The sequence below is a fragment of the Candidatus Allofournierella excrementigallinarum genome (assembly GCF_944388085.1).
GTDB lineage: Bacteria > Bacillota > Clostridia > Oscillospirales > Ruminococcaceae > Allofournierella_A > Allofournierella_A excrementigallinarum.
Map to the genome: position 1 here is coordinate 1 of NZ_CALXHK010000057.1, position 12285 is coordinate 12285.

Sequence of the window (12285 nt, forward strand, 5' to 3'; positions counted from 1 at the left end):
TTTCCACCTGCCTTCTTGTTTTCAAACAGAAAACCTGCTCTGGCCTGATCGCCAAAGCAGGTTTTTCTACAGGCTGAAGCCCGGCATGTGCCGGGCTTTTTTGCAAAGGGGGAGAAAACCATGGAGATACTGGTCACCCTGCCGCTGGACGAGGAGGGCAAAGCGCGCTTTGCCGCCGCCGCGCCGGGGCATCAGCTGCACTTTGTTGAAAAGGATGCCGTGACGCCCGCTCTGCTGGAGAACGCGCAGGTCATTCTGGGCAATCTGGCCGACCCCGCCCAGCTGCGCCGGTGCAAAGAGCTGCGCTGGCTCCAGCTGGACAGCGCCGGTACCGACGGCTACTGCGCGCCGGGCCTTCTGCCCGAGGGGGCGGTGCTCACCAACGCCACCGGGGCCTTCGGAGCCTGCATCGCCGAGTGGCTTCTGGCCGCTCTGCTGGCGATTTGGCGGCATCTGCCGGAATACGCCGAGAACCAGAAAAACTGCCGCTGGCAGCGGCTGGGCCCGGTGCGCACCCTGGCGGGCAGCACTGTTCTGGTGCTGGGCTTTGGTGACCTGGGCCGCAATTTTGCACGGCGCGCCCACCTGCTGGGGGCCCGGGTGCTGGCAGTGCGCCGCCGCCCCGGCGAAAAGCCCGATTGGCTGGAGGCCCTGGGCGGGGCGGAAATGCTGGAGGGATGGCTGCCGAAGGCGGACGCGGTGGTCCTGTGCCTGCCCGCCAACGCCTCCACCCGCCACATGCTGGATGCAAGACGCATCGCCCTGCTCAAAAAGGGCGCGGTGGTGCTGAACGCCGGCCGGGGCAGCGCGGTGGACACCGACGCCCTCTGCCGCGCCTTGTACGACGGGCGCATCGGCGGCGCGGCGCTGGACGTCACCGACCCGGAGCCCCTGCCTCCGGAGCACCCCCTCTGGCACGCGCCGAACACCATCCTCACGCCCCACGTTTCCGGCCTGCTGAGCCAGCCGGAAAACTTTGAAAAGGTGGTGGGCATCTGCTCTGAAAACCTGCGCCGCTTCCTCGCGGGGCAGCCGCTGCTGAATCAGGTGGACAGGTCCACCGGCTATGCTGACTGAAAAGAAAACGCCGGGGCGGCTTCCCCAAAAAGGAAGCCGCCCCGGCATCTTTTGCTTATCAGGCGGTCTGCTGCTGGCACAGCATCCGCCGCCAGTTGCGAAACCCGTAAAGGTCGTTGGCAAAAAAGGCCACGAAACACATCAGCACCGAAACCGCGCCGGGGTCCTGAACGGTGGCCAGCGACCACAGCACGATGAGCACCAGGTCGTTTGCGGCGTAGCCCGCGGCAAACCAGGGGCTGCGCCGCCAGGAAAGATATACGGCGATGGTGCTGGTGGAAATGGAGACGATGCTGGGCACCAGGTTGGCGGTGTGCAGCACCGCCAGCACATAGCCGAACACGGCGGTGATGACGATGGTCAGAAGCACCAGCCAGAACAGGTCGCTCCGCCGCAGGCGGCCCACCTGCACGCACAGCCGGTTGCCCTTGAAGGGGTTGCGCAGCCAGATGACCAGCGTCACCACCGACATGGGCAGCGTCATGCCAAGATAGGTGATCATCTCGCCGTAATAGGCGTACTGCCAGGAAATGTAGCCGTAGATGAGGCAGAAAACGATGCCGACGACCTGCCCCACCGGGTTCCCCTTGGCGTTGAACAAAAGAGAGGTCACACCGATGAGCGAGGCGGTCAGCGCCAGCCAGTTTTCCCCGTCAAAGAGAAGGAAAGACGCGAGGATGAGCGCCGCGGAACAGCTCCAAAGCAGCTTTTCGGCGGCGGAGAAATAGTTGAACAAGGCGGATGCTTTCAAATCGTTCCCTCCAAAAAACGGCATCCGCCTGCGCATCTGCAAAGACCTATCGATGCGCAAACGAATGCCGCAGCATTCTCTACCCGGTGGCAGAACAGATCATTCAAACTGCTGTTGATAATAGCATATCCCGCAAAGGAATGCAAGGGCTGTTTATTTGTCGTACCAGTATTTGCGGTCCAGGCTGCGGTACTGCAGCGCCTCGGCCAGATGGGCCGCGCCGATCTGCTCACAGCCTGCCAGGTCCGCGATGGTGCGGCTCACCTTCAGGATGCGGTCATAGGCCCGGGCGGAGAGCCCCAGCTTGTCGAAGGCTGCTTGCAGCAGCGCCGCCGCCGCGGCGTCCGGCTGGCAGTATTTTCGCAGCAGCTGCCCCGAGAGCTCTCCATTGCAGCGGATGCCGTCGCAGGCATAACGGGCAGTCTGCACGGCCCGGGCGGCGACGACGCGCTTTCGGATGTCGGCGCTGCACTCGCCCTTTTCGCTGCCCGCCAGCTCGCTGTACTGCACCGGCCCCACCTCCACGTGCAGGTCGATGCGGTCCAGAAGAGGCCCGCTCACCCGGCGGCGGTAGGCCTCGATGGCGCTGGGGGTGCAGCTGCAGGCCCGGGTGGGATGCCCGAAATAGCCGCACCGGCAGGGGTTCATGGCCGCCAGCAGGATGAAGCGGCTGGGGTAGGTGACGGTGGCCGCGGCGCGGCTCACCGTCACTTTGCCGTCCTCCACCGGCTGGCGCAGCACTTCCAGCGCGTCCCGATGGAACTCCGGCAGCTCATCCAGAAACAGAACGCCGTTGTGGGCAAGGCTCACCTCGCCCGGCCTTGCATTGGCCCCGCCGCCTGCCAGCGCCGCGGCGCTGACGCTGTGGTGGGGGCTGCGGAAGGGCCGCTGGCTCACAAGGCCGCTGCCTGCGGGCAGAAGGCCCGCCACCGAGCAGATGCTGGTGCACTCCACTGCCTCCTCCTGGGTCAGCGGCGGCAGGATGCCGGGCATGCGCTTTGCCAGCATGCTCTTGCCGGTGCCCGGCGGGCCGATCATCAGAAGATTGTGGCCGCCCGCGGCGGCGATCTCCAGCCCACGGCGTGCCGCGAGCTGGCCCCGCACGTCCGCGAAGTCCGGCACGGCGGGCCCGCCGGCGGGGACAAAGGGCCGCCGGGGCGTGGGGGCCAGCTGCGCTTCGCCCCGCAGATGCCCCACCACCTGGGCGGCGTCCGCCGCGCCCAACACGGTGAGCCCCTCCACCGCCGCCGCTTCGGCGGCGTTTTCGGCAGGCACGAACAGACGGGTCACGCCGGCCTTTGCGGCGGCCAAAGCCATGGGCAGCATGCCGGTCACCGGGCGCAGCGCCCCGTTCAGCGAGAGCTCACCCACAAAGGCGAACCGCTCGTCCAGGCTGGGCAGCTGGCCGCTGGCGCACAAAAGAGCCAGCAGCACCGGCAGATCATACACCGGCCCCGTCTTGCGCAGCCGGGCCGGGGCCAGGTTCACGGTGATGCGGCTGGCGGGCCAGGCAAAGCCCAGATTTTTTGCCGCGCTGCGCACCCGGTCGGCGGCTTCCTTCACCGCGCTGTCCGGCAGGCCCACGATGCTGAACTGGGGCAGCCCGCCGCTGATGTCCGCCTCGGCGGTCACCGCAAAGCCCGAAAGGCCCTGCACCCCGAAGCTGTTCACCCGTGCAAACATCCTGCCGCCTCCTTAATGGTTTTTGAAACGCTCAGGCGGGGAAGCGGAACACGGCTCCCACCACGCCTGCGAACACGATAAACGCCACCGGATGGATCTTGGGGAATTTGCGCTGGGCGGCGAAGATGACCACGCCCAGGGCCACCGCCGGCCAGATGACGGCGCTGCTCCATGCGCCCGCCTCGATGGAGGGCAGGCTCACCAGCGTCACCTCGGCCACGCTCACGCCCGCGGCGGCCACCAGCGCAACCGAAGCGGGGCGCAGGCCGTAAAGCCCCTTCTGCACCAGGGGGCTGTCCTTGAACTTGCCCAGCATACGGGCGATGATGAGGATGACGAGGATGGAGGGGCTGATGAGGCCAAGCGTGGCCACGATGCCGCCGGGCACCCCCGCGGTGATGTAGCCGGCGTAGGTGGCCATGTTGATGCCCAGGGCGCCGGGGGTGCTCTCGCTCACGGCGATCATGTTGGCAACATCGGCGGCGGTGAACCAGCCGATGGTGTCGGCCATGTCATAGAGAAAGGGCAGGGTGGCGAGGCCGCCGCCGATGGCAAACAGGCCCACCTTGGCAAATTCGTAAAAAAGGCGCAGCAGCGTCAGGAAATAGGCAGTCATCGTTTATCCTCCTTTTTCGCGCCCGGGGCCAGTGCCAGACCGGCCAGCGCCGCCGCCACAACGTAAACGGCGGGGGAGATGCTCACCGGCAAAAGGCCGCCGAACACCGAGAGCAGGAAGATGACCAGGAAAATGGCCAGGGTGCGCTTATCCAGCACCGACTTTTTCCAAAGCCGCAGCACCGCGTTCAAGATCAGCACGCACACGCACACCCGCACGCCGCCGAAGGCGCTCTGCACGATGGGGTAGGTGAGCAGATAGCCCAGACCCGCCGCCACCAGCGAAAGCAGGACGATGGGGAAGAAGGTGAAGCCCACGGTGGCGATGATGCCGCCCAGGATGCCCTTGCGCTTGTTGCCGATGAAGGTGGAGACGTTCACCGCGATGATCCCCGGGGTGCACTGGCCGATGGCAAAATAGTCGGTCAGTTCCTCCTCAGTGGCCCAGCCGCGCTTGTCAACACATTCCCGTTGCAGGATGGGCAGCATCGCATAGCCGCCCCCAAAGGTGACCCCGCCGATCTTGGCGAAGGTCCAGAAAAGCTCGAAATATTCCCTCAAGAGAGAAATGCCTCCTCTACAATAAAAATTCCCGTATCAGTATAACACACCGCCCTGCAAAATGCCAACGCGCCGCCCGGCGGGATGCGCCTGTTTTTTGTTGACAATCCCGCATGCCGCCGCTACAATAAATACAACTGGATACTTTCCACAAAAAGTGTCGATACCATGAAAAAGCAGGTGGAAATTATGTATAAAGATGAATTTGAGCGCTGGCTCGCCTACCCGCTGGACGACCCCGACCTCAAACCGGAGCTGGAGAGCGTCGCCGGCGACGACGAGGCCGTCAAGGACCGGTTCGCCGTGGCATTGAAATTTGGCACCGCCGGCCTGCGGGGCGTCATCGGCGCGGGCACCAACCGCATGAACGTGTATGTGGTGCGGCAGGCCACCCAGGGCCTGGCCAACTGGGTCAAGACCCAGGGCGGCGCCCAGACGGTGGCCATCAGCTACGACAGCCGCATCAAGAGCGACGCGTTTGCCAAAGCCGCCGCCGAGGTGCTGGCGGCCAACGGCGTGAAGGTGCGCATCTACAAGGCGTTGATGCCTGTGCCCGCGCTGAGTTTTGCCACCCGCTATTATAACTGCAACGCCGGCATCATGGTCACCGCCAGCCACAACCCTGCCAAGTACAACGGCTATAAGGCGTACGGGCCGGACGGCTGCCAGATGACCGACGAGGCCGCCGACGTCGTCTACGCTGAAATTCAGAAGACCGACGTGCTCAGCGGCGCCAGGACCATGCCCTTTGACGAGGCGATGGCCGCCGGGCTCATCGAGTATGTGGGCGAGGACTGCTATGAGGCGCTGTATGCCGCCATCGAGAGCCGCCAGGTGCGGCCGGGCCTGTGCGCCGGGGCGGGCCTCAAGCTGGTCTACAGCCCGCTGAACGGCAGCGGCCTTGTGCCGGTCACCCGCGTGCTGGGGGATATCGGCATCACCGACATCACCATCGTGCCCGAGCAGAAGGACCCGGACGGCAACTTCCCCACCTGCCCCTATCCCAACCCCGAGATCTTCGAGGCGCTGCGCCTGGGCCTGGAGCTGGCGGAAAGGTCCAGCGCGGATCTGATGCTGGCCACCGACCCCGACGCAGACCGCGTGGGCATCGCCGTGCGCTGCAAGGACGGCAGCTACCAGCTGCTCACCGGCAACGAGGTGGGCGTGCTGCTGCTGGATTACATCTGCGCGGGCCGCATCGAGAAGGGCACCATGCCCGAAAAGCCGGTCATGGTCAAGAGCATCGTGTCCACCCCGCTGGCGGACGTGGTGGCCGCCCACTACGGCGTGGAGTGCCGCAACGTGCTCACCGGCTTCAAATGGATCGGCGACCAGATTGCCCGGCTGGAGGCCGCTGGCGAAGTGGAGCGGTTCATCTTCGGCTTTGAAGAGAGCTACGGCTACCTTGCCGGCAGCTATGTGCGGGATAAGGACGCCGTCATCGGCAGCATGCTCATCTGCGAGATGGCCGCCTACTACCGCAGCATCGGCTCCTCCATCAAGGAGGAACTGGAGCGCATCTACGCCCAGTATGGCCGCTACCTGAACAAGGTGGACTCCTACGAGTTCCCGGGCCTTTCCGGCATGGACAAGATGGCCGGCATTATGCAGAAGCTGCGGGATGAGCCCCCGGCGGAGTTCGCCGGCCACAAGGTGGTCACCGTGGCGGACTACAAGGCCCGCACCCTCACCGAACTGGCCACCGGCAAGGTCACGCCCATCGACCTGCCCGCCGCCAACGTGCTGATCTACGCCCTGGAAGGCGGCGCCACCGTGGTGGTGCGCCCCAGCGGCACCGAACCCAAGATCAAGACCTACTTCACCACCCTGGGCAAAGACCTGGCCGAAGCCGAGGCTCAGAAGGAAGCCCTGGCCGCCGCCCTCAAGCCCCTGCTGGCCTGAGCGGGCAGACGAAAAAACGAACCGCCCCGCAAGCCGGGGCGGTTTTTCTGTTTGGTGCAATAACGGGCGGGGCCAAAGCGTTTTCCTTATAGAAAACAGAAAAAGGAGGCCCTGCCCATGAAACGTCTGATCGCCGCGCTGCTTGTGTTGTGCCTCGCGGGCTGTTCCGCCCCTGCATCCGCCCCGGCGTCCCTCGCCCCCGAAGAGGGGGAGGAGGCGATGGCCTGCCGCATCGCCGACGGGGCGGAAAGCGACAGTTTGCTGCTGGCCGAACAGCGGGAAAATGGAAGCCTTTACCGCATGAGCGTTACAGATGTGCCCGTCACGCTGGACGGCAAAGAGGCGAGCGCCACTGACCTTCGGGACGGCATGCTGGTCACCGTATACTCTGTCGGCGGGATACAGGAGAGTTACCCCGGCGGCTTCTATCAGGTCACCCGTCTGGAGGCGGTGAGCGAAGGGGCCGACGACCGGGTTGGCCTTGCGCTCCAGGCGCTGGAGGATTTGTGGAGCGAGGACACGGCCCTCAACGAAAACATCGAGCAGCTGTCAGTCTACATCGACGAGGCGCTGGTGCCCAACGCCGCCGAGCGGGCCGCCGTGGTCTGGCGCTTTGCCGAATTGCACCGGATCATGAATCCGCTGACCTACACCTGGGAAGAACTGTGCGACGAGGGCTATGTGAACGAGGAAGAACTTTCCTGGGAAAAGGGTTGCTATTTCGAGCTGAAGGCCGCGGAGGGCGCAGGAACGGGCAAGACCCTCCGCTTCGACGCGCAGAAATGGAGGGGCGGCCTTGCGGCTGTTTTTTACGACGGCTGCACCGCAAAGCAGGATAAAAGCGGCGGCTGGGCCTATGAGCGGGGCACCTTCGCCATCGCCTGACATGCAGATAAAACTGCTTGACACGCCCGCCGCCGTGTGATATAATTCTCTGGCAATCGTTCCGATGGCTGCTCCATACGCACAGGATGGCGTATGCTGGTGGCCTCCCATTGAAGGTTGTGATGGGCGCATGTAAAGAGCATGGCCCCTTGAGTCATGAACCAGAAAGAGGTGAACCGTAATGAAACAGGGCATCCATCCCAAGTACATGGACTGCACCATCACCTGCGCCTGCGGTGAGGTCATCCATACCCGCTCCACCAAGCCGGAGATCCACGTGGAAGTCTGCTCCAAGTGCCATCCCTTCTACACCGGCAAGCAGAAGCTGGTCGACACCGGCGGACGTGTGGACCGCTTCAACAAGCGTTTCGGCCTGAAGAAGTAATCGATCCATCGAAAAGGCGGTTTGGTCACAAACCGCCTTTTTTGTCGTATTCTCACGGAGGAACAAGGCCTATGGAGGACTACCGCACCATCGCCGGGCGCTCCACCGCCGAGGTGGAGGAAAAGCACAGCCGCTTCATTGCCCTGGCCGCCTTTGCCGACAGCGAGGAAAAGGCGCTGGCCGTGCTGGATGAGGTGCGCGCCGCCCACCGCACCGCCCGCCACAACGTCTATGCCTACGTGCTGCGCCAGGGCTCCCGCACCCGCTATTCCGACGACGGCGAGCCCGCCAAGACCGCCGGCCTGCCGGTGCTGGACGCCATCCGCCACGCGGGCCTCACCGACTGCATCGTGGTGGTCACCCGCTACTTCGGGGGCATCCTGCTGGGCACCGGCGGCCTGGTGCGCGCCTACACCGAGAGCGCCTCGGCTGCCCTGGCCGCCGCGAAGGTGGTCACCGTGCGGGCCTGCGTGCGCTTTTCGGTCGAGGTGGACTATGCCCTCTACGAGCGGGCGGCGCAGCTTTTGCAAGGCGCGGGCGCAAAGCTGGACGAACCGGCCTTTACCGACCGGGTGGCCCTCTCGGCGCTGCTGCCCGCAGGGGCGGAGCTGCCGCTGCTGCCCGCCTTTGCCGAACTCAGCCGGGGGGCGGCGGTCCCGCAGGTCTCAGCGCCTTTTTACGCCCCGCTGTGACACAAAGCGCCCCGCCTGAAAAAACTTTTGATTTTTTTAGAGGGTTTTGCTCCATTCCATCGTATATTAAATATACCATGAGTTTTGCCGCGGGAAGAAAGGAGGGCTCGCCCATGCCCAGCACTGCCCGGGAATACACCGAACAGGTGGAGGACCAGATCCTTGCGCCCTGGGCGGCCAAAAGCCGCCAGAGCCGGGGCCGCCTTGTGCCGGAAGAGGAGTGCCCCCTGCGCGCCTGCTACCAGCGGGACCGGGACCGCATCATCCACTGCAAATCCTTCCGGCGCCTCAAACAAAAGACCCAGGTGTTCCTGTCGCCCGAAGGCGACCACTACCGCACCCGTCTGACCCACACGCTGGAGGTCAACCAGATCGCCCGCACCATCGCCCGGGCCCTGCGCCTCAACGAGGACCTCACCGAGGCCATCGCCCTGGGGCACGACCTGGGCCATACCCCCTTCGGCCATGCGGGCGAACGGGCGCTCGACAAGCTGTGCCCGGGGGGCTTCAAGCACTACCAGCAGAGCGTGCGGGTGGTGGACAAGCTGGAAAAGAACTTCCAGGGCCTCAACCTCACCTGGGAGGTGCGCAACGGCATCATCTGCCACACCAGGGGCAAGTGGGCCGCCACGCTGGAGGGCCAGGCGGTGCGCTATGCCGACCGCATCGCCTACATAAACCACGACATCGAGGACGCCATCACCGCCGGGGTGCTCTCGCCCCAGGCGCTGCCCGCCGAGATCGTGCAGGTGCTGGGAAACACCAAGAGCCGCCGCATCTCCACCCTCATCCAGGACCTGGTGGCCAACAGCGGGGCCAGGGGCCTTTCCTTCAGCCCGCTGGTGGGGGAGGCCTACGAAGCGCTCCACGACTTCATGTATTCCACCGTCTATGTGGACAAGGAAGCCAAACGGGAGGAGCAGAAAGTGGAAAAGGTCATCGCCGAGCTCTACGAGCGCATGCTGGAGGACCCGGGCCTTCTTCCCGACGGCTTTTTGCAGATCGCCTATCAGGAGGGCGCCGACCGGGCGGTCACCGATTATATCAGCGGCATGAGCGACGAGTTCGCCATCCGCATGTTTGAGGACCTGTTTGTGCCCAAAAAGTGGCACGTTCTTTGACCAAAGCGCCGCGCAAAAGGGGGTGAGGGGACATGATCCCGCGGGAATACATCGACGAGGTGGTGCGCCGCAGTGACATCACCGAGGTGGTGAGCAGCTATGTGCAGCTGCGTCACCGGGGCCGCACCCACACCGGCCTGTGCCCCTTCCACAGCGAAAAGACCCCCTCCTTCGTGGTTTATCCCGAGACCCAGAGCTTTTACTGCTTCGGCTGCGGGGCCGGGGGCGACGTGATCACCTTCGTGCGCAAGATCAACAATCTTGACTATGTGGAAGCGGTGAAGATGCTGGCGGGCCGGGCGGGCATGCCCATGCCCGAGGAGGACGACAAGGCGGGCCGGCTGCGCAGCCGGGTGCTGGCCGTCAACAAAGAGGCCGCCCGCTTCTTCTACGAGCAGCTGAACGCCGAAAACGACGACGCACGCGCCGCCCGGGCCTATTGGCGGGGGCGGGGCCTGTCCGACTCCACCATCCGCCGCTTCGGCCTGGGCTATTCTCCCAACGACTTCGGCGCATTGCGCCGCCATCTGCGCGCCCGGGGCTACACCGAGGAGGAGATGCTGGCCTCCGGCCTTCAAAAGCGCAGTGAGAAGGGCAACGTTTACGACGTGTTCCGGGGCCGGGTGATGACCCCCATCTTCGACTTGCGGGGCAACGTCATCGCTTTCGGCGGGCGTGTGCTGGGGGATGAAAAGCCCAAGTACATCAACAGCCCCGAGACGCTGGTCTATAAAAAGAGCAAGGCGATGTTCGCTTTGAACATCGCAAAGAAAAGCGCCTCCCGGCGGTATATCCTGTGCGAAGGCTACATGGACGTCATCAGCCTGCACCAGGCGGGCTTCGACACCGCCGTGGCCGCCTGCGGCACCGCCCTCACCCAGGACCAGGTGCGGCTGCTGGGGGAGTATGCCGACGAGGTGGTGCTCTGCTACGACTCCGACGAGGCGGGCCAGAAGGCCACCGCCCGCAGCCTGGGCCTTTTTGCCGAGAGCCCGGTGAAGGTGTCGGTGCTGAACATCCCCGGCGCGAAGGACCCGGACGAGTTCATCAAAAAGTATGGCAGGGAGCGGTTTGAAGCGCTGCTCAACGGCACCTCCAACGCCATTGAGTACAACCTGGCCAAGGTGCGGGAAAAGTACGACCTGGCCCGCCCGGCGGACCGGGTGGAATACATCAAGGACGCCATCCGCCTGCTGGCCGGGCGGCTGACCCCCACCGAACGGGAGGTCTACGCCGGGCGGCTGGCGGAGGAGACCGACGTGGCCAAGGCCAATGTGATGGCCCAGCTGGAGGCGGCGGTGCGTGCAAACCGCCGCCGCGCCCAGCGCCAGCGGGAGAAAGAGCTTTTGAGCACCGGCGCCGGGGCGGACATCAAGCTGCCCTACAATGCGCCGGGGGGCGAAAAGGCCCTGGGCGTGGCCAGCGCCGAACAGCAGCTGGTGGCCGCCCTCATCCGCGACCCCTCCCTCATCCCCCTGGCCGAGAGCCGGGTGAAGCCGGAGCAGTTCTTGATGGAGGACATGGCCGCCGCCTATGCCGCCGTGCTGGAGGCGAAACGCCAGGGGCGCCTGCCCGACCTTGCCGCCCTTGCCGGCGCGCTGCCCGAAGAGACGGTGAGCCGCCTGTCGCTGCTTTTGGCCCGCAACTACGACGTGGGCCTGGGCAGGAGGGACGTGGAGATGTATCTGGACCGGCTGGAGCAAAGCGTGCCCCAGAGCGCCAGGGCGGGCGAGATGACCGGCGAAGAGCTGGAAGAATACATGGAGCGGCTGCGCCAGAAAAAGAGCTGAGCCGCGCAAAAAACGATCCCACGGGCTGCCACGGCCCTTGCGATACCACGTGAAAAAGGACCCAAAAACCAGGAGGACGTTCCATTATGGCAGAAAAGAAAAACCTGATCCGCGAGCTGATCGAGACCGGCAAGCGCAACGGAAAGCTGACCACCAAGGAGATCAACGACGCCATCGAGGAAAGCGGCTTCGACATGGAGCAGATCGACAAGCTCTATGAGACCATGGAGAGCCACGGCGTTGAGATCGTGGACGAGCCGGACGGCGAGGCCTTCACCCTCACAGAGGAGAGCGTGGACGAGTTCGAAAGTTCCCTCTCCGCCGAGGGCGTCGCCATTGACGACCCCGTGAAGGTGTACTTAAAGGAGATCGGCCGTGTGCCGCTTTTGAGCAGCGACGAAGAGATCCAGCTGGCGCTGGACATCCTGGCCGGTTCCCAGGCGGAAGAACAAAAGAAAGACGCCTTCCCCGACATCTGGAAGATCGAGAAAAACATCCGCCTCACCGAGCCCCAGCGCAAGGCCCAGCTGGAGGAGGCCCGCAAGGGCCTTGCCCCGGAGCAGACCGAGCAGCTGGAGGCGCTGGACGCGGTGCTGCGCAAAGGCGAGAAGGCCAAACAGCGCCTGTCCGAGGCGAACCTGCGTCTGGTGGTGTCCATCGCCAAGCGGTACGTGGGCCGCGGCATGCAGTTTTTGGACCTCATCCAGGAGGGCAACTTGGGGCTTATCAAGGCGGTGGAGAAGTTTGACCACACCAAGGGCTTCAAGTTCTCCACCTACGCCACCTGGTGGATCCGGCAGGCCATCACCCGCGCCATTGCCGA

12 protein-coding genes are annotated in these 12285 nt (G+C 64.6%); 8 read left to right on the forward strand and 4 right to left on the reverse strand.

Annotation, left to right across the window (positions count from 1 at the left end):
* Window positions 1-120 precede the first annotated feature (120 nt).
* Window positions 121-1077, forward strand: coding sequence for a D-2-hydroxyacid dehydrogenase (locus ACH2AT_RS09400; protein WP_394965503.1), 957 nt, complete (start codon window positions 121-123; stop codon window positions 1075-1077).
* Window positions 1078-1135: 58 nt separating this feature from the next.
* Here ACH2AT_RS09400 and pnuC read toward each other — a convergent pair whose 3' ends face one another.
* The 4 genes from pnuC to ACH2AT_RS09420 all read right to left on the reverse strand — a co-directional run bounded on the left by pnuC (window position 1136) and on the right by ACH2AT_RS09420 (window position 4687).
* Window positions 1136-1828: a nicotinamide riboside transporter PnuC gene (pnuC, locus tag ACH2AT_RS09405; protein ID WP_394965505.1), complete on the reverse strand. Its 693-nt coding sequence runs from the start codon at window positions 1826-1828 to the stop codon at window positions 1136-1138.
* Window positions 1829-1981: 153 nt separating this feature from the next.
* Window positions 1982-3511 (reverse strand): YifB family Mg chelatase-like AAA ATPase, encoded by a 1530-nt coding sequence (locus ACH2AT_RS09410; protein ID WP_394965507.1) that lies wholly within the window; start codon window positions 3509-3511, stop codon window positions 1982-1984.
* 31 nt (window positions 3512-3542) lie between these two features.
* Window positions 3543-4127 (reverse strand): chromate transporter, encoded by a 585-nt coding sequence (locus ACH2AT_RS09415; protein WP_394965509.1) that lies wholly within the window; start codon window positions 4125-4127, stop codon window positions 3543-3545.
* Window positions 4124-4687 carry a chromate transporter gene (locus ACH2AT_RS09420; protein ID WP_394965511.1) on the reverse strand — a complete coding sequence of 188 codons (564 nt, stop codon included), beginning with the start codon at window positions 4685-4687 and terminating at the stop codon, window positions 4124-4126. The genes ACH2AT_RS09415 and ACH2AT_RS09420 overlap by 4 nt, the downstream gene beginning before the upstream one ends.
* Window positions 4688-4876: 189 nt before the next feature.
* Between ACH2AT_RS09420 and ACH2AT_RS09425 the strand changes: the two genes are divergently transcribed.
* The 7 genes from ACH2AT_RS09425 to ACH2AT_RS09455 form a co-directional block, all read left to right on the forward strand.
* Window positions 4877-6589 (forward strand): phospho-sugar mutase, encoded by a 1713-nt coding sequence (locus ACH2AT_RS09425; RefSeq protein ID WP_394965513.1) that lies wholly within the window; start codon window positions 4877-4879, stop codon window positions 6587-6589.
* Between the two features lie 117 nt (window positions 6590-6706).
* On the forward strand, window positions 6707-7474 hold the full coding sequence (locus ACH2AT_RS09430; RefSeq protein ID WP_394965515.1) for a hypothetical protein: 768 nt from the start codon (window positions 6707-6709) through the stop codon (window positions 7472-7474).
* Between the two features lie 181 nt (window positions 7475-7655).
* The gene (gene rpmE / locus ACH2AT_RS09435; RefSeq protein ID WP_177521456.1) at window positions 7656-7859 is read left to right on the forward strand and encodes a 50S ribosomal protein L31; all 204 of its coding nucleotides are present in this window, start codon (window positions 7656-7658) and stop codon (window positions 7857-7859) included.
* A gap of 71 nt (window positions 7860-7930) precedes the next feature.
* Window positions 7931-8551 carry an IMPACT family protein gene (locus tag ACH2AT_RS09440; protein WP_394965517.1) on the forward strand — a complete coding sequence of 207 codons (621 nt, stop codon included), beginning with the start codon at window positions 7931-7933 and terminating at the stop codon, window positions 8549-8551.
* 113 nt (window positions 8552-8664) lie between these two features.
* A complete protein-coding gene (locus ACH2AT_RS09445; RefSeq protein ID WP_394965519.1) occupies window positions 8665-9672 on the forward strand; it encodes a deoxyguanosinetriphosphate triphosphohydrolase in 1008 nt (335 codons plus the stop codon).
* A gap of 32 nt (window positions 9673-9704) precedes the next feature.
* Window positions 9705-11462 carry a DNA primase gene (dnaG, locus tag ACH2AT_RS09450; RefSeq protein WP_394965521.1) on the forward strand — a complete coding sequence of 586 codons (1758 nt, stop codon included), beginning with the start codon at window positions 9705-9707 and terminating at the stop codon, window positions 11460-11462.
* 86 nt (window positions 11463-11548) lie between these two features.
* Window positions 11549-12285: sigma-70 family RNA polymerase sigma factor (locus tag ACH2AT_RS09455; protein WP_394965523.1), on the forward strand; the 737-nt coding region annotated here is incomplete at its 3' end.

Coding starts and splice junctions, on each gene's coding strand:
- ACH2AT_RS09415 (WP_394965509.1), bottom strand. CDS start 4,127: ATGACTGCCTATTTCCTGACGCTGCTGCGCCTTTTTTACGAATTTGCC.
- ACH2AT_RS09430 (WP_394965515.1), top strand. CDS start 6,707: ATGAAACGTCTGATCGCCGCGCTGCTTGTGTTGTGCCTCGCGGGCTGT.
- ACH2AT_RS09425 (WP_394965513.1), top strand. CDS start 4,877: ATGTATAAAGATGAATTTGAGCGCTGGCTCGCCTACCCGCTGGACGAC.
- rpmE (WP_177521456.1), top strand. CDS start 7,656: ATGAAACAGGGCATCCATCCCAAGTACATGGACTGCACCATCACCTGC.
- ACH2AT_RS09440 (WP_394965517.1), top strand. CDS start 7,931: ATGGAGGACTACCGCACCATCGCCGGGCGCTCCACCGCCGAGGTGGAG.
- ACH2AT_RS09400 (WP_394965503.1), top strand. CDS start 121: ATGGAGATACTGGTCACCCTGCCGCTGGACGAGGAGGGCAAAGCGCGC.
- dnaG (WP_394965521.1), top strand. CDS start 9,705: ATGATCCCGCGGGAATACATCGACGAGGTGGTGCGCCGCAGTGACATC.
- ACH2AT_RS09410 (WP_394965507.1), bottom strand. CDS start 3,511: ATGTTTGCACGGGTGAACAGCTTCGGGGTGCAGGGCCTTTCGGGCTTT.
- ACH2AT_RS09445 (WP_394965519.1), top strand. CDS start 8,665: ATGCCCAGCACTGCCCGGGAATACACCGAACAGGTGGAGGACCAGATC.